The sequence below is a fragment of the Streptomyces sp. NPDC059455 genome (genome assembly GCF_042750115.1).
Taxonomy (GTDB): Bacteria; Actinomycetota; Actinomycetes; order Streptomycetales; family Streptomycetaceae; genus Streptomyces; species Streptomyces endocoffeicus.
The window spans coordinates 35,669-51,485 of record NZ_JBHYVB010000021.1 but is presented as its reverse complement, the minus strand read 5'-3'; the positions used below and the strand labels follow the sequence as shown (position 1 = coordinate 51,485).

The 15,817-nt window shown below is 74.3% G+C and carries 18 protein-coding genes; 8 read left to right on the top strand and 10 right to left on the bottom strand.

The window, feature by feature from the left end:
* Window positions 1–16: 16 nt before the first annotated feature.
* Window positions 17–958: a LysR family transcriptional regulator gene (locus ACFXB5_RS10340; protein ID WP_385204953.1), complete on the bottom strand. Its 942-nt coding sequence runs from the start codon at window positions 956–958 to the stop codon at window positions 17–19.
* Between the two features lie 73 nt (window positions 959–1,031).
* On the opposite strand from ACFXB5_RS10340, the gene ACFXB5_RS10335 reads away from it, so the two are divergent.
* The gene (locus tag ACFXB5_RS10335; RefSeq protein ID WP_385204951.1) at window positions 1,032–1,205 is read left to right on the top strand and encodes a hypothetical protein; all 174 of its coding nucleotides are present in this window, start codon (window positions 1,032–1,034) and stop codon (window positions 1,203–1,205) included.
* A gap of 33 nt (window positions 1,206–1,238) precedes the next feature.
* On the opposite strand, the gene ACFXB5_RS10330 is transcribed toward ACFXB5_RS10335, so the two are convergent.
* From ACFXB5_RS10330 to ACFXB5_RS10295, 8 genes are all read right to left on the bottom strand, one after another.
* Window positions 1,239–1,982: a Mut7-C RNAse domain-containing protein gene (locus ACFXB5_RS10330; protein WP_385204948.1), complete on the bottom strand. Its 744-nt coding sequence runs from the start codon at window positions 1,980–1,982 to the stop codon at window positions 1,239–1,241.
* 105 nt (window positions 1,983–2,087) lie between these two features.
* Window positions 2,088–2,957 carry a ribonuclease BN gene (locus ACFXB5_RS10325; RefSeq protein WP_385204946.1) on the bottom strand — a complete coding sequence of 290 codons (870 nt, stop codon included), beginning with the start codon at window positions 2,955–2,957 and terminating at the stop codon, window positions 2,088–2,090.
* A gap of 150 nt (window positions 2,958–3,107) precedes the next feature.
* The gene (locus ACFXB5_RS10320; RefSeq protein WP_385204943.1) at window positions 3,108–3,956 is read right to left on the bottom strand and encodes a MauE/DoxX family redox-associated membrane protein; all 849 of its coding nucleotides are present in this window, start codon (window positions 3,954–3,956) and stop codon (window positions 3,108–3,110) included.
* Window positions 3,953–4,588 (bottom strand): cell wall protein, encoded by a 636-nt coding sequence (locus ACFXB5_RS10315; RefSeq protein ID WP_385204940.1) that lies wholly within the window; start codon window positions 4,586–4,588, stop codon window positions 3,953–3,955. The genes ACFXB5_RS10320 and ACFXB5_RS10315 overlap by 4 nt, the downstream gene beginning before the upstream one ends.
* Window positions 4,589–4,601: 13 nt before the next feature.
* On the bottom strand, window positions 4,602–5,024 hold the full coding sequence (locus ACFXB5_RS10310; RefSeq protein WP_385204938.1) for a septal ring lytic transglycosylase RlpA family protein: 423 nt from the start codon (window positions 5,022–5,024) through the stop codon (window positions 4,602–4,604).
* 152 nt (window positions 5,025–5,176) lie between these two features.
* Complete coding sequence (locus ACFXB5_RS10305) at window positions 5,177–6,334, bottom strand: acetyl-CoA C-acetyltransferase (RefSeq protein WP_262702395.1); 1,158 nt, start codon at window positions 6,332–6,334, stop codon at window positions 5,177–5,179.
* Window positions 6,335–6,358: 24 nt separating this feature from the next.
* Window positions 6,359–7,033, bottom strand: a complete 675-nt coding sequence (locus ACFXB5_RS10300) for a TetR/AcrR family transcriptional regulator (protein ID WP_385205041.1) — start codon at window positions 7,031–7,033, stop codon at window positions 6,359–6,361.
* An 84-nt stretch (window positions 7,034–7,117) separates the two neighbouring features.
* Entirely contained in the window at window positions 7,118–7,906 is a 789-nt protein-coding gene (locus ACFXB5_RS10295) for an SDR family oxidoreductase (RefSeq protein WP_385204934.1), read from the bottom strand.
* Between the two features lie 72 nt (window positions 7,907–7,978).
* Between ACFXB5_RS10295 and ACFXB5_RS10290 the strand changes: the two genes are divergently transcribed.
* The 3 genes from ACFXB5_RS10290 to ACFXB5_RS10280 all read left to right on the top strand — a co-directional run bounded on the left by ACFXB5_RS10290 (window position 7,979) and on the right by ACFXB5_RS10280 (window position 11,352).
* Complete coding sequence (locus ACFXB5_RS10290; protein WP_385204931.1) at window positions 7,979–9,169, top strand: acyl-CoA dehydrogenase family protein; 1,191 nt, start codon at window positions 7,979–7,981, stop codon at window positions 9,167–9,169.
* Between the two features lie 82 nt (window positions 9,170–9,251).
* Window positions 9,252–10,289, top strand: a complete 1,038-nt coding sequence (locus ACFXB5_RS10285) for an acyl-CoA dehydrogenase family protein (RefSeq protein WP_385204928.1) — start codon at window positions 9,252–9,254, stop codon at window positions 10,287–10,289.
* A gap of 58 nt (window positions 10,290–10,347) precedes the next feature.
* Window positions 10,348–11,352 carry a LacI family DNA-binding transcriptional regulator gene (locus ACFXB5_RS10280; protein WP_385204926.1) on the top strand — a complete coding sequence of 335 codons (1,005 nt, stop codon included), beginning with the start codon at window positions 10,348–10,350 and terminating at the stop codon, window positions 11,350–11,352.
* A gap of 79 nt (window positions 11,353–11,431) precedes the next feature.
* On the opposite strand, the gene ACFXB5_RS10275 is transcribed toward ACFXB5_RS10280, so the two are convergent.
* Entirely contained in the window at window positions 11,432–12,172 is a 741-nt protein-coding gene (locus tag ACFXB5_RS10275) for a PaaX family transcriptional regulator C-terminal domain-containing protein (RefSeq protein ID WP_385204924.1), read from the bottom strand.
* Between the two features lie 102 nt (window positions 12,173–12,274).
* Here ACFXB5_RS10275 and ACFXB5_RS10270 point away from each other — a divergent pair, with 102 nt between their 5' ends.
* The 4 genes from ACFXB5_RS10270 to ACFXB5_RS10255 all read left to right on the top strand — a co-directional run bounded on the left by ACFXB5_RS10270 (window position 12,275) and on the right by ACFXB5_RS10255 (window position 15,786).
* Entirely contained in the window at window positions 12,275–13,921 is a 1,647-nt protein-coding gene (locus ACFXB5_RS10270) for an acyl-CoA dehydrogenase family protein (RefSeq protein ID WP_385204922.1), read from the top strand.
* On the top strand, window positions 13,918–14,787 hold the full coding sequence (locus tag ACFXB5_RS10265) for a crotonase/enoyl-CoA hydratase family protein (protein ID WP_385204919.1): 870 nt from the start codon (window positions 13,918–13,920) through the stop codon (window positions 14,785–14,787). Before ACFXB5_RS10270 ends, ACFXB5_RS10265 begins: the two co-directional genes overlap by 4 nt.
* A 467-nt stretch (window positions 14,788–15,254) precedes the next feature.
* A complete protein-coding gene (locus ACFXB5_RS10260; RefSeq protein ID WP_385204918.1) occupies window positions 15,255–15,647 on the top strand; it encodes a hypothetical protein in 393 nt (130 codons plus the stop codon).
* Window positions 15,648–15,654: 7 nt separating this feature from the next.
* Window positions 15,655–15,786, top strand: a complete 132-nt coding sequence (locus ACFXB5_RS10255; RefSeq protein ID WP_269146170.1) for a hypothetical protein — start codon at window positions 15,655–15,657, stop codon at window positions 15,784–15,786.
* The last annotated feature ends 31 nt before the right edge of the window (window positions 15,787–15,817 follow it).

Genomic DNA, 15,817 nt, shown 5'->3' with positions numbered 1-15,817 from the left:
GCGTCATGGTGTGTCGTCAGGCGGCGGATCGGGGCCAGTCGTCCAGGCTCTGGTGGTGGCGCACCGCCTCTTCCAGCGCCTCCATCCCGAGGTCGATCAGCGGGTTCCGCCGGCTGCCCCGGCGCACGCAGGTGAGGATCCGCCGTGTCGGAATGTTCTCGCCCGCCACCGGCACCCGTGCCGCCGCCTGGCCCGCCGGGCCCTCGGCCAGCCGCGGGATCAGCGAGACGCCCAGCCCGTTCCCGACCAGCGACCAGACCGCCGACCAGTGGGTGGCGGCGTGCACGATCCGCGGCGAGAACCCGGCCGCCGCGCACAGCATCCGCACCCGCTGGGCGTGGTCGCAGGTGCCCGGGTCGGCGACGATCCAGTCCTCGGCCGCCGCGTCCTCCAGCCGCACCGACGCCGCCCCCGCCAGCCGGTGGTCGGCGGGCACCAGCATGATGTGCGGCTCCTCCAGCAGAGGGCTCTGCTCGAACCGCGCGTCATCCGGCGGCGGCCCGCCCTCGATGGGTTCCACGACCGCGAGATCCACCTCGCCCGCCACCAGCAGGTCCATGCTCTCCTCGGTGTCGCACTCGCGCACCCGCACCAGCAGGTCGGGGTGGCTGTGTCGCAGCCGCCCGGCCGCGGGGGCGATCAGGCCGCTGATCGCGGTGGTGAAGCCCGCGATGCGCAGCGGTCCGGTCATGCCCGCCCCGTAGGACTCCAGCTCCGCCCGCGCCTCCTCCCACCGGGCCAGCAGCACGTCGGCGTGCTCGATGAGCAGGTGCCCGGCCGGGGTCAGCCGGACGCCGCGGCCGTGCGGCTCCAGGAGCGGGACCTTGAGTTCGCGCGCGAGCTCGCGCATGTGGTGGGAGACCGCGGACGGGGTGAGGTGCAGGGCCTCGGCGGCCGCGGTGACCGTGCCCTGCTGGCGCACCACCCGGAGCATATGAAGCCGACGCAGGTCAATCATGAAATCATTTTGCACATACGACCCGGAAAACGTGCAATGGACCTCAACGGTCGTCCGGCGTCATCCTGCTGCCATGAACACCGACACGCACACCATCGTTTCCCGGCACAACACCAGCGAGGGCGTCGTGGTCTGGAGCCGCTGCGCCTGCGGACGGCTCCAGATGGTCCTGATCCCCTACGGCACCGGCGGCAAGGGACTCACCGCGGGCGGACATGGCTTCCAGTGCCCCCGCTGCGGCCGTTAGCGCCGCTCGGCGGCGCGACGAACGGCCCGGCGCTCAGGACAGCGTGGCCCGCGCGTCGCCGAACTCGCCCATCGCCCCGGCCACGATGGCCTCCAGACGGGCGTGGTGGGCACCGCGCCAGTAGACCCGCGCACAGACCGTGCAGCGCGCGAAGGCGTCGTACGTACGCCGGGTGCCGTGCCGCAGCTCCTCCCGGACCGTCTCCTTGTCGGCGTCCTCCAGCGGCCCGTTGCAGGCGGTGCAGCGGGTCCAGGGCGCCAGGCTCGGGGTGAACCGGCCGAGGATGTCACGCAGTTGCTCATCGGGTCGGTCGCTGTAGACATACGCCCCGGCCCACAGCTCGCGGCGGCGCAGCAGCCCCCGGTCGCGGGAGAGCAGCACCCGGCGCTGGGCGGCGGAGCGCGCGGCCAGCTCGGGGTCGCCGATGTCCTCGCTCTCGTACGCCGCGTCCACGCCCAGCAGCCGCAGCCGCCGCGCGAGGGTGCCCAGGTGCACATCGAGCAGGAAGCACAGCGGCGCGCCCGGCACCCGCTGCGGGCGGACGACCGGCTGAACCTCCACGGTCTCCCCCGCGCCCGGCACATGCGAGACGGCGGCCTCCTCACCGTTCACCAGCAGCCTGCCGACCTCGGTGAGCGGCACCCCGAGCGACTCGACCACATGGCCGAGGGTGGAGACGCCGTCGGTGATGACAGCCGTCCAGGCGCGGCGCCGCTCGGGAACGGCGAAGAATCGCAGCTCAGGGGCGAGGCTGACGCGGATCTCGGGTCCATTCACACCGCCAGCATGCCAGGCGCCCCGGCCCGAGGCGACGGCGTTTCGGGGGTCAGGCCGACCGGGGCCGGAACGCCTGTGTGTCCGTGTGGCGTGCGGGCCGAGGCGTCACACCGGCGGATCGGCCGCCTTGGCCCGGTCGCGGCGCCGCTTGCGGCGCCATGCCACCATCCGCAGATAGTCCTCGTGCACCACCCGCCCGACGAGCGCACCGCCGAAGACCACATAGCCGACGCCCACCAGCCAGGACTGGACGACCAGGACGGTGCCGACCGGGCCGTAGGAGACCGTGCTGGAGGCGATCAGCGGGGAGAACACCAGCTGGGAGAAGACCCGCAGCCCCAGCAGCCCGATGCTGGTGGCCAGCGCGCCGGGCAGCAGGGCGCCCCAGCTGATCCGCCCGCCGAGCAACAGCCGCTGTGACCACCAGAAGAACAGCACCGTGCCCACCACCGCCACCAGCACCCGGGAGAGGCCGGGCTCCAGATGGGCGGAGAGCAGCAGATAGCAGATCAGCACCACGAGCCACACCAGATGGCGCCAGACGGTGTGCCAGCGGCCGGCCGGCAGCTCCCACACCTTCTCGTAGCCGACCTGGAGCACCGTGCCGAAGCGCAGTCCGAAGATGGCCAGCGTGGCCAGACCGAAGGCGGTGGTGGACTCCAGCGCCTGCTTGGGCGGGGCGAACAGCCGCTGCACCTCGTCCCGTGAGGTCGAGGTGAGCCCGAGACCCTCGGCCAGCCACTGGGCGAAGCCGAGCCGGTTCACCGGATCGGCCGCGGCGACCACGATCAGCAGGGGCACCAGGGTGAGAAAGCCCAGGGCGGCGAAGCCCATCGCGCGGTGCAGCAGCTCGAATTCGCTGCCCCGGCGCCATCCGCGTCCGATCGCGGACCGGTCGAACGCGTCCTCCAGCCGCCGCCACCAGGACCAGGACCTGGGCCCTCGGGAGCCGGACGCGGACCGATTCTCGGACATACCCGCTCCCCTACTCGCGCCACCGGCTCGATCTGGGCAGTGCCGCCCAGGCTACTCGGGGTGGTGACGTTCCGCCGGGCGCTCCGCCGGGACTCCCCCCGGAACACCTGTGCGATGCCCGGACCGCCGTCGGTGCCCGCTCGGCGGGCCTCACGCCGTGGCCATGACCGGGGCCCCGCTGTCCGCGTCGATGACGCTGACCCGGACGGCGGGCTCGCGCACCGTGTCCAGGCTGGCCCCGGCGTCCATCGCGAAGAGCACCAGCACGGGCCTCGCGGCCGGGCCGCCCCCGTACACCCCGGCGAACTGCAGGATGCGCCAGCCGCCGTCGTCCCAGTGGTCCAGCAGCGCGGAGCGCACCACGCGGGAGACGCTCTGCCAGGCGCGCGAGCGCTCCAGCAGTTCGACGGTCGCGGCGACCGGGACCGCCGTCCGCGCTCCGGTCGCGGCGAGCGGATGCCCGGTGATCCGCAGCCGCAGTCGGCGCAGCGGCATCCGCCAGCGGCGGTCGGGATCGGCGGAGAGGGCCGCCGCGGCCAGGACCAGGCACAGCGCCGCGGCCGGACGGCGGGCCGCCGCGGTCCACCAGGGCTGCTGGGCCAGGGCCGCCGCGACCCCGCCCGCGAGGACCGCGGCGGCGCGGGCGAAGGCGCGCCAGGTGAGGGGGGTGTCGTGGTGCGTCGTACAGCCGCAGGAGGAGCCGGGCGCGGCGGCGCGGGCGTAGCCGAGGTAGCCGAGGAAGCCCGCGCCGAGGAGGGCGGCCGCCGCTCCCGGGAGCGGGGTGCCGGGCGGTGCCAGCAGCGCGGCGGCGAGGAGGAGTTCGAGCGCGCCGAGGGCACGGAGGGCGAGCGCGGCCCGGCCGCCGTCGCGCAGCAGCCGCGCGAGCGCGGTACGCGGCGCCTGCCGGGCGGTGCCCCGGCCGAACAGCTTGCCCGCACCGGCCGGCCCGAGCACCCCGGCGAGCACCAGCGGTGCGAGGTCGCGGACCAGGGCGTTCACCGCCGCCTCCCCGGGCCGGGGGCGACCGCGACCCGGACCAGGTCCACGGAGCCGTCGGACGGCCGCCACGCGCCCAGCACCTGGGCGCTCTGCCCGATGGCGAGCCGGGACAGATCGGCGGTGGGCGAGGCGGTGCCGTACGCGGCGTTGGTGGTCTCCGCCATGAGGTTGCCGACGATCTCGTGCTGCCCGTGGGCGAGGTGCAGCCGGGTCTTCTCGATGCCGCGGATGGTGGCGTGGAGGTTCACGATGTTGACCCACACCGCGTCGGCGGCGAGGGTGCCGTCGGGCAGGGGAACGCCCCGGGCGTAGAGTCCGTCGCCGGTCTCGATGTCGGCCGCGGTGGTGGCCCGCGCCTTCCACACACTGGTGGCGCCCGTGACCCGCACCCGGGAGTGGTCGCCGTAGGAGCCCGCGACCGCCAGAACGTCGTCGTTGATCGCGGTGATCCGCCCCTCGGCGAAGGCGCTCTCGGCGACCGCGGGGTCCAGGGGCCGTATGGGCGCCGCGAAGGCGGCGTCCGCGTCCACGGCGCCCAGGGCGGTCGCCCCGATGACGGTGGCGCCGTGGAGGGCGGCGGTGGTGAGGAAGCGACGGCGGTCGAGGGGGTCGCGGGTTCGGTACGCGCTCATGGCCGGGCCCGCCTCATTCGAAGATGGAGACCGGCAGGGTGCCGGAGCTCAGGCTGCCGATGGCGGAGAAGGCGGCGGGGGTGAGGTCGATGATCCGGTTGGTGCGGCAGACCCCGTCGCAGCAGGTGGACTCGGAGCAGAAGCCGCGGGTGCGCGGGCCGCAGTCGCTGACGGTGACACAGACGCTGGCGCCGGAGCAGTCATGGCGCACCTTCATGACCGAGCCGCAGCCGCGCCGGGGTATGTCCTCGCCGCACAGGTCCGGCCGGGTGATGTCCCAGCACTCCTTGGAGGCGTTGGGCCAGGCGGCCTGCAGGGCGCTGGACCGGCAGGTGCCGCAAGCGCCACCGCCCTCGGAGGCGCACGGGCCCCAGGCGCTGCCGCAACAGAACCAGGTGGCCTCGCCGTTCCAGAGCTTGGTCGATCCGCACGCCATGGCACTGTCCTCCCGGCCTCGGTCACGCCCTCGGAGCAGCACCATCATCTGTGGGGCCGGGCACGGTCGCCACGGGAAGGCGTCCGGTCGGAGTCCTCACAACCGCTCGGCGATGCGCAGGACTCCGTCCGTCGAGTCGGTCGCCGCGGTCCTCACAACCGCTCGACGATCGTGACGTTCGCCTGGCCGCCCCCCTCACACATCGTCTGCAGGCCGTAGCGGCCACCGGTGCGCTCCAGTTCGTGCAGGAGGGTCGTCATCAGCTTGGCGCCGGTGGCGCCGAGCGGGTGGCCCAGGGCGATGGCGCCGCCGTTGACGTTGACCCGCTCGGGGTCGGCGCCGGTCTCCTTCAGCCAGGCCAGGACGACGGGGGCGAACGCCTCGTTGATCTCGACCAGGTCGATGTCGCCGATGGTCAGCCCGGTCTTCTTCAGCGCGTGCGCGGTCGCCGGTATGGGCGCGGACAGCATCCGGATCGGGTCCTCGCCGCGCACCGACAGATGGTGCACCCGGGCGCGCGGGGTCAAGCCGTGCTCCCGTACGGCCTGTTCGGAGGCGAGCAGCAGGGCCGCGGCGCCATCGGACACCTGCGAGGAGAGCGCCGCGGTGAGCCGCCCGCCCTCGATGAGCGGCTTGAGGGCGGCCATCTTCTCCAGGCTGGTGTCCCGGCGCGGCCCCTCGTCCACCGAGACGTCCCGGAACGGGACGGTCTCGCGGTCGAAGCGGCCCTCGTCGATGGCGCGCAGCGCCCGCTGGTGGGAGCCCAGGGCGAACTCCTCCATGGCCTCGCGGGTGATGCCCCACTTCTCGGCGATCAGCTCGGCTCCGTAGAACTGGCTGACCGGCCGGTCGCCGTAGCGCGCCCGCCATCCCTCCGAGCCCGCGAAGGGGCCTTCGGTCAGCCCCAGGGGCGCACTGGCTTTGCCGCTCGCGAAGCCGATGGGCACCATCGACATGTTCTGCACCCCGCCCGCGACCACCAGGTCCTGGGTGCCGGAGAGCACCGCCTGGGCGGCGAAGTGCAGGGCCTGCTGCGAGGAGCCGCACTGCCGGTCGACGGTCACGCCCGGGACCTCCTCCGGGAGCCCGGCGGCCAGCCAGCAGGTGCGCGCGATGTCCCCGGCCTGCGGGCCCACGGTGTCCAGACAGCCGAAGACGACGTCCTCGACGGCGGCCGGATCGGCGCCCGAGCGCTCCATCAGCGTGCGCAGGACATGGGCGCCGAGGTCGGCGGGGTGGACGGAGGCGAACCCGCCCTTCCGTCGCCCCACCGGCGTCCTTACCGCTTCCACGATGTATGCCTCGGGCATGGCAGCTCCTTGAGATCCCTCAGGTCATGACGGTCTTACGGTCGTTGTGTCGTTCGCTGTGCCGTTCGTTTGTGTCCGGTCTCGACGTGTCTGCTCTTCTTGACGTGTCTGTTCTTCTCGCGGAGTGATGCCGTCCAGGACCATCGACAGATACTGGCGGGCGATCTCCTCGGGGCTGTGTTGGCCACCTGGCCGGTACCAGGAGGCGGCGACCCACACCGTGTCGCGCAGGAAGCGGTACGCCAGCCGGATGTCGAGGTCGGCGCGGAAGACCCCCTCGGCCACTCCGCGCTCCAGCGCGCCCAGCCACGCCCGCTCGAATCTGCCCTGCGATTCGGCGAGATAGCGGAAGCGCGGCTGCGTGGACAGGTGCTTGGACTCCTTCTGGTAGATCGCGACGGCGGCGCGGTGCCGGTCGATCTCCCGGAAGGACTCGGTGACGAGTGCCTCGACGGTCTCCCGGGGGCCGAGTCCGGCGCCGAGCACCTCGTCGTACCCGGCCCAGAGCTCGCTCAGGAAGGTGGAGAGGATCTCGTCGACCATCGACTCCTTGGAGTCGAAGTGGTAGTAGAGGCTGCCCGCGAGCATCCCCGCCTCGTCCGCGATCCGGCGGACGGTGGTCGCGTTGTACCCCTGGGCGGCGAAGACCTCCGCCGCGGTCGAGAGCAGTTCGCGCCGTCGCTCGGGGGACGGGGTCACGGTCGTCTTCTTCTCGCTGTTCTTCGCACTGTTTCCGGTGGAAGCGCGGTTCCTGGTGGAATTCGGCACGTTCTCATTCTCGCCTCATGGGTGCTGGCTGCTCACGGACACCGTCTCGCCCGTCATGTACGACGAGTAGCCGCTGGCCAGGAAGACGATGACGTTGGCCACCTCCCAGGGCTCGGCGTACCGGCCGAACGCCTCGCGCTCGGTGAGCGCGGCCAGCAGTTCGGGGGTGGTGACCTTCACCAGATGCGGATGCATGGCCAGGCTCGGCGAGACCGCGTTGACCCGCACCCGGTACGCGGCGGCCTCGACCGCGGCGCAGCGGGTGAGCGCCATGACGCCCGCCTTGGCCGCCGCGTAGTGGGCCTGACCGGCCTGGGCGCGCCAGCCGACGACCGAGGCGTTGTTGACCACGACCCCGCCGTGGCCGCCTGCCTTCATCCGGCGCAGGGCGGCGCGGGTGCAGCGGAAGGTGCCGTTCAGGGTGACGTCGATGACCTTGTCCCACTGTTCGTCGGTCATCTCGGTCAGCAGGGCGGTGCCGCCGAGCCCGGCGTTGTTGACCACCGCGTCCAGCCGTCCGTGGCGCTCCTCGGCGAGGTCGTACAGCGCGGCGATCTGGGCCTCGTCGGTCACATCGCTGACGCGTCCGGCGACCCGCTCCTCGCCGAACTCCCCGGCGAGCGTGGCCACCGTCTCCTCGAGCCGGCGCTCATGGGCGTCGCCGAGGACGACCCGCGCGCCCTCCTCGAGGAACCGGCGGGCCGTGGCGCCGCCGATTCCGGTGCCCGCGGCGGCGGTGATGACGGCCGTGCGACCGGTAAGGAGGCCGTGGCCGGGGACGTACGGCGCCTTGTTGTCCGTCACGACGCCACGGTAACCTACCAAACACTTGTTAGGGAACCCGGCGACGGAGCTGATGGAGGGGGTGCTGTGCCGATGGACCTCGATCTCACCGAGCGGCAGTCGGCGTTCCGGGCCGAGGCCCGGCGGTGGCTGGCCGCGCACACGCCCACCGCTCCCCTCCCCTCCCTGGAGACCGCCGAGGGGTTCGCGGCGCACCGCGCCTGGGAGCACATCCTCGCGGCCGACCGCTGGTCGGCGGTGACCTGGCCCGAGGAGTACGGCGGCCGGGGCGCGTCGGTGGTCGAGTGGCTGCTGTTCGAGGAGGAGTACTACGCGGCGGGCGCGCCCGGCCGGGTGAGCCAGAACGGGATCAGCCTGCTCGCCCCCACCCTCTTCGAGCACGGCAGCGCCGAGCAGCGCGCCCGGATCCTGCCGCCGATGGCACGCGGCGAGACGATCTGGGCCCAGGCGTGGTCCGAGCCCGAGTCGGGCTCCGACCTCGCCTCGCTGCGCTCCACCGCCCGCCGCACCGACGGCGGCTGGCGCTTGAGCGGGCAGAAGACCTGGTCGTCCCGGGCCGCCTTCGCCGACCGGGCCTTCGGCCTGTTCCGCAGCGACCCGGCGGCGGACGCACCGCACCGGGGACTGACGTATCTGATGTTCGCCCTGGACGCGCCCGGTGTGACCGTGCGCCCCATCGGCCGCCTCGACGGCAAGCCCGCCTTCGCCGAGCTCTTCCTGGACGAGGTGTTCGTCCCCGACGAGGACGTCATCGGCGAGCCGGGGCAGGGCTGGCACATCGCGATGAGCACGGCGGGCAACGAGCGCGGGCTGACCCTGCGCAGCCCCGGCCGGTTCACCGCGGCGGCGCGGCGCCGGGTGGCGCTGTGGCGGGAGCGGGCGGGCGAGGCCGGGAGCGACGCGGGGATCGAGGCGGCCGCACTGCGCGACCGGGTCGCCGACGCGGTGATCCGCGCCCGCGCGTATGAGCTCTTCGCCTACGCGGGCGCCTCCCGGCTGGCCGCCGGGGGCTCGCTCGGGGCCGAGTCCAGCCTGAACAAGGTCTTCTGGTCGGAGCTGGACATCGCCCTCCACGAGACGGCCCTGGACCTGCTGGGCCCCCACGGCGAACTGTCCGACGCGGCCGACGACCCGGACGCGCCCGGCCCGTGGTCCGACGGCTACACCTTCGCCCTGGCGGGCCCGGTCTACGCGGGCACGAACGAGATCCAGCGCGACATCATCGCCGAGCGACTGCTGGGCCTGCCGAAGGGACGCCGGTGAGGGGGACGGGCCGGTGGCCGCGGCCGAGGCGGTGCGCCCCACGGCAGGTGATGAGCCCATTGGCTGACGAGGGGGCGCTCGGATGAGGTTCATGCTGGATCAGGCGCAGACGGACTTCGGCCGCACCGTGGACCGGATGCTCGGCGGGGCCGGCACGCCGCACGCCATCCGGGCCTGGGGGCGCGGCGAGCACGCGCCGGGGCGCGCGGTGTGGGGGCGGCTCGCCGACGCCGGGGTGACGTCACTGGCCGTGCCGGAGGCGTACGAGGGCGTCGGGCCGCTGCCCGTCGAGCTGGGCGTGGCGTATGTCGCGGCGGGGCGGCACGCCGTGCCGGGGCCCCTGGCCGAGACGGCCGCCGCCGCGGTGCTGCTGGCCGCGCTCGCCGAGGGCGGCACGGCGCGGAGCGGGCAGGCGGCCAAGGACTGGCTGCCCCGGATCGCCGACGGACGGGCGCTGGTGACGCTCGCGGCGGCCGACGGCGGGCCGTACGCGCTGGACGCGGACGCCGCCGACGCCGTCTTCGCCGTCGCGGGCGAGGAGCTGTGGCTGGCCCCGGGGCACGGGCCGGTCCAGCCCTCGTTCGACCCGGCCCGGCGGCTGGCCCGGCCGCTGCCCGGCGGCGAGCTGCTCGCCCGGGGCCCGGCCGTGGCCGCGGCCGCCGCGCGCGCCGCGGACTGGGCCGCCTTCGCCACGGCCGCGCTGTCGCTCGGCACCGGGCTCGCGCTGGTGGAGCGCACCGCGGCGTACGTCGGGCAGCGCACCCAGTTCGGCCGCCCGATCGGCTCGTTCCAGGCGGTGAAGCACCGGCTGGCGGACGCGCTCATCGGCCTGGAGTTCGCCCGGCCGCTGCTGTACGGGGCCGCGGTGGCGCTCGCGTCGGGGCCCGCGGGCGGCGCGCTCGCGTCGGGGTCCACGGGCGACGCCCGCGCGGAGGTCGCCGCGGCGAAGGTGGCCACCGGCGAGGCCGCGTACGCGGCGGCGCGCACCGCCCTCCAACTGCACGGCGCGCTCGGCTACACCGACGAGTACGACCTCTCGCTGTGGATCCGCAAGGCCCGCGCCCTGCGCTCCGCCTGGGGCTCCCCGTCGGCTTGCCGCGCCCGCGTCCTCGCGCCCTGACCGGTCTTGATCCATGCTGTATCGACCCGTCAGTGAGCGAACAGCGAGGTATGCGCGGATGCACCGGCCCCGGCCCACCCTGGAGAGCGTGGCGCGGCGCGCGGGGGTCTCCCGCGCCACCGTCTCCCGTGTCGTCAACGGCTCGACCAAGGTCGGCGAGGACAGCCGTGAGGCGGTGCTGAGCGCCATCCAGGAGCTGGGCTACATCCCCAACCAGGCGGCCCGCAGCCTGGTCACCCAGCGCACCGACTCCTTCGCGCTGGTGCTCCCCGAGGATCCGGGCCGGGTCTTCTCCGACGACCGGTTCTTCCCGGGCGTGGTGCGCGGGGTGAGCCAGGAGCTGGAGGCCGCGGACAAGCAGCTGGTGCTGATGATGGCCCGCTCCGCCGCCAGCCGTGACCGCATCGAGCGCTTCGTGCTGGCCCGCCATGTGGACGGGGTCATGGTCGCGTCGATGCACGGCGCCGATCCACTGCCCGCCGCGCTGGCCCGGATGGGCATCCCGGTGGTCTGCAACGAGCGGGTGCCGGGCCCGGCGTCGCCGCCGTACGTGGGGGTGGACAACACGGCGGGCGCGGCGCTGGCCGTGGAACACCTGATCCGCTCCGGGCGCACCCGTATCGCCACGGTCGCGGGCCCGCAGGACATGGTGGCCGGGATGGACCGGCTCTCGGGCTACCGGGCGGCGCTGGACGGGGCGCGGCTGGCGGCGCAGGTCGCGGTCGGGGACTTCACCCAGGAGTCGGGGGCGGTCGCGATGCGGGAGCTGCTGGACCGGGAGCCGCGGCTGGACGGGGTGTTCGTGGCCTCCGACCTGATGGCGATCGGGGTGCTGCGGGCGCTGCGCCGGGCCGGTCGGCGGGTGCCGGACGACGTGGCGGTGGTGGGCTTCGACGACATAGAGCCCGCGCGCTACACCGAACCCCCGCTGACCACCGTGCGCCAGCCGATAGGCGGCATCGGCCGCCGTCTGGCCCGCCAACTGCTGCGCCTGACCGCCGGAGAGAGCATCGAACCGGCGCTGGTCCTCCCCACGGAGCTGGTGATCCGCGAATCGGCGTAGCGGGGCGCGGGGCGGCGTCCCCCGCTGAGGGACACCGTCGTGATCCGCGAATCGGCGTAGCCAGCGGACACCATCGTGGTCAGCCGCCCGCGTACCGCGGCAGCCACGCCCGGAAGTCGCGTTCGAAGGCGTCGTAGCGGCGGCGCAGCTCCGTGCCCGGCCAGTCCTCCGGCAGAAGCCGTGCGGGCAGGACGGGGTCGGCGAGGAGGTGGCGGAGGGCGGCGGCCGCGACGGTGAAGCGATCCGCGGGTTCCTCCGCGTCGTCCAGCGCCGCGCCGAGCAGCCGGGCCTGGCGGGCCCATCCGTCCAGGTCCCACAGGCGCGCGGCGAGCTCGGCCGGATCGTCCTCCGGCGCGCCGGTGAACCAGCCGCACTGCTCGGCGACGACGTCCGGGCGCGGGTGGACGAGGTTGGCGGGGCGCATCCAGGTGCCCTCGCGCAGTTCGGCCAGGCGCAGGGTGGACATGGCCTGGCGGAGGGCGACGCGCTCGGCCGCCTCGCGCCGGTCGGAGGTGACGATCGCGATCTCCCAGGCGCCGTCCCAGCGCCGGGTGCGGGGGGCGCGGCTCTCGTCCTGCCGTGCCTGGCGGGCCAGCAGCCGGTCGGTGAGCCGGTAGCTGCCGCCGCTCTGCTCCAGGTCACCGGCCGCGACCATCCGGGTGAGCGCGACCCGGATGGTGCCCTCGGCGGTGCCGAAGAGCGCGCCGACGCGCACCAGGGCGCGGGCGGGCAGCTGGGGCGGGTGCAGGCCCAGCAGGGTGCTGAGCACGACCGAGCGCGCGGTCAGTGGCCGCAGGGTGAGCGTTCCGGTGTCGTCCATGGTTACGCGAAACCCTATCCATTACAGTTCTACGTCGCGCATAATGGAAGTGTAAGATCCGGCCGGGCCCGGGAGACCACCGCGAACGAGGAGATGTCTGCCATGAGCGCTACGCACGAGGTCCTCAACCAGGCCCCGCCGCTCATCGGCTTCAGCACCGCGGACGACCCCGCCCTGCTGGAGGCGCTGCGGCGGCACGGCGGCGGCTGGGGCGAACAGGAGGTGCGGGACCTGGGCGCGCGGGCCGGTTCCGCCGAGGTGCAGGACTGGGCGCGGATGGCCGAGGAACACCCCCCGGTGCTGCACACCCACGACCGCTACGGCCACCGCGTCGACGAGGTCGAGTACCACCCCGCCTACCACCAGCTGATGGGCGTCGCCGTGGAGAGCGGCCAGCACGCGGCGGCGTGGAGCGAGACCCGCCCCGGCGCCCATCTGGTGCGGGCGGCCAAGTTCTACGCGTTCGCGCAGGCCGAGCCCGGCCATGGCTGCCCGATCTCCATGACGTACGCCGCGGTCCCGGCGCTGCGCGCCGAGCCGGAGCTCGCCGCCGTGTACGAGCCGCTGCTGGCCGCCCGTACCTACGACTTCGGGCTGCGCCCGCCGCTCGGCAAGCGGGGCCTGATCGCGGGCATGTCGATGACCGAGAAGCAGGGCGGCTCGGACGTCCGCGCCAACACCACCCGGGCCGTACCGGACGGCGAGGGCCGCTACGTGCTCACCGGCCACAAGTGGTTCACCTCCGCGCCGATGAGCGATGTCTTCCTGACACTGGCCCAGACGGAGGAGGGGGTCACCTGCTTCCTGGTGCCCCGGGTGCTGCCGGACGGCAGCCGCAATCCGCTGCGGCTGATGCGGCTCAAGAACAAGCTGGGCAACCGGTCCAACGCGTCGGCCGAGATCGAGTACGAGTCCGCCCTGGCCTGGCGGGTCGGCGAACCGGGCCGCGGGGTGCGGACCATCGTGGAGATGGTCAACGTCACCCGGCTGGACTGCGTCATCGGCTCGGCCGCTGGCATGCGGGCCGGGCTGCGGCAGGCGCTGCACCACGCCGAGCACCGCCGGGCGTTCGGCGCCGAGCTGGTGGACCAGCCGCTGATGCGCAATGTGCTCGCCGATCTGGCGGTCGAGTCGGAGGCGGCCACCACCCTCGCGATGCGGCTCGCGTCCGCCCTGGACCGCGCGGAGGACGGGGACGAGAGCGAGGCGGCGCTGCGCAGGCTGGGGCTCGCGGTGAGCAAGTACTGGGTGTGCAAGCGCGGCGCCACCCACGCCGCCGAGGCCCTGGAGTGCCTGGGTGGCAACGGCTATGTGGAGGAGTCCGGGATGCCGCGCCTGTATCGCGAGGCGCCCCTGCTGTCGATCTGGGAGGGCTCGGGGAACGTCGCGGCGCTCGACGTGCTGCGCGCGCTGGGCCGGGAGAACGGCGCCCTGGAGGCGTTCCTCGCCGAGGTCGACACCGCGGCCGGGGCGGACGCCAGGCTGGACGCGGCCGTGGACCGGCTGCGCGGGCTACTGCCGCAGCTCACCGACCCCGAGCGGGCGCAGCTGCTGGCGCGCCGGCTGGCCGAGCAGATGACGCTGGTGCTCCAGGGCAGCCTGCTGGTGCGGTACAGCCATCCGGCGGTCGCCGACGCGTTCTGCGCCTCGCGGCTCGACGGGGACTGGGGGCACGCCTTCGGCACCCTGCCGCCCGGCACCGACACCGGCCCGATCCTGGAGCGGGCCCGCCCGAAGGACGCGCGGTGACGCCCACGGACGGCGCGGCCGGCTCGGGGGCAGCGGAAGCGGCCGACGCGGAGGCAGCGGAGGACGCCGCCGGTGACGCGGAGGACGCGACCGGTGCGCGCCTTACGGTTCGCACGGAGCGGGAGGGCCCGGTCACCACGGTCGTGCTCTCCCGTCCCGAGGTGCGCAACGCCGTCGACGGCGCGACCGCCATGGCGCTGGCCGACGCCTTCCGCGCCTTCGACGCCGATCCCGGGGCGCGGGTCGCGGTGTTGTGGGGCGAGGGCGGCACCTTCTGCTCCGGGGCCGATCTGAAGGCCGTCGGCACACCGCGCGGCAATCGGGTGGCCGAGGACGGCGACGGCCCGATGGGGCCCACCCGGCTGCGGCTGTCCAAGCCGGTGATCGCGGCGGTCAGCGGCCACGCGGTGGCGGGCGGGCTGGAGTTGGCGCTCTGGTGCGATCTGCGCGTCGCCGAGGAGGACGCGGTCTTCGGGGTGTTCTGCCGCCGCTGGGGCGTCCCGCTGATCGACGGCGGCACGGTAAGGCTGCCACGGCTGATCGGCGCGAGCCGGGCGATGGACCTGGTGCTGACGGGACGGCCGGTGCCTGCCGACGAGGCGTACGCCATCGGGCTCGCCAACCGCGTCGTACCGCCGCGGCGGGCGCGCGCGGAGGCGGAGCGGCTGGCGGCCGAGATCGCCCGCTTTCCGCAGACGTGTCTGCGCTCGGACCGGGCCTCGCTGCTGGAGCAGGAGGGGCTGCCGGAGGACGAGGCCATGGCGCGGGAGCTGCGCCACGGTCAGGCGGCGCTGGCCGAGGGGCTGGACGGCGCGGCGCGGTTCGCCGGGGGCGCGGGACGGCATGGGAGCTTCGGCGGGCCGTGACCGGCGCGCTCGGCTGACCGGGGACGGGGCCCGGGACATGCCCTGGGAGCGGGCCGCCCACGGTCGGCCGAGCGCGCATGAGGGGAATCTCCTCGGCTAAACCGCGATGCGCCAATGTCAGCACTACCCATTCCCCTATTCGGGGGAATTCCTGTGGTCACACGGCTGGCAGGCACCCGTTCGGCCGAATATCTCCTCGTGAAGCGATGGCAGCGCGTATGGCGTGCGGGGGTCCTGGCCACTGCCCTTGTCCTCACCTCGGCGGGAGCGACAGCCCTGGCCGACGAGGACGGTGACGGTCCGGCGGCCGCGCCCGCCTCCCCTCGGCCGACGGCTGATACCCGGTCCTGGCCCGGGGGCCCGGACGACGGACCGCTCGCCTCGGTGCGGATCCGGATCGGTCCCGGCCTGTGTGTGTGCATCGTCGCCTCGGCGGGCCCGGTCGGCCTCGTCGCCCGATACGGCTGGTGCCCCAAACCACCCAAACCGCCCAAGCCGACGCCGACCCCCACGCCGACACCGACCCCGACGCCCACACCCACACCCACACCCACGCCGACCCCTACGCCCACGCCTACGCCCACCCCCACGCCGACGCCGTCCTCGACGCCCACCCCCAGCCCGTCCGCCACACCGAGCCATACGCCCACGCCCACGCCGACCCCCACTCCTCCCCCCACCCCGACGCCGCGGGCCCCCTCCCCCACGCCCGCTCCGCGGCTCCCCACGCCAGGCCCCACACGCGCGCCCGCGCTGCCGCCGCCCTCGCCCTCGCCCTCGCGCACCCAGCCACCGGCATCACCCCCCGCGCCGACTCCCGCACCGACCAGGACCCGTGCCGTCGAGATGCACGCGTATGAGAAACCCGTGCACAAGAAGCCCGACAACGGGACCTCCTTGGTCACCTTCACCCTGCTGCTCACCGCGCCCGCGGTCCTCGCGGCCGCCGCTCTCCGTCCGCGTTCGCGCTCCGGCGCGCGCGGCGGGCGGCGCGGCTGACGGCCCTCCGCCGAACCGCTTGGGAGGTTCA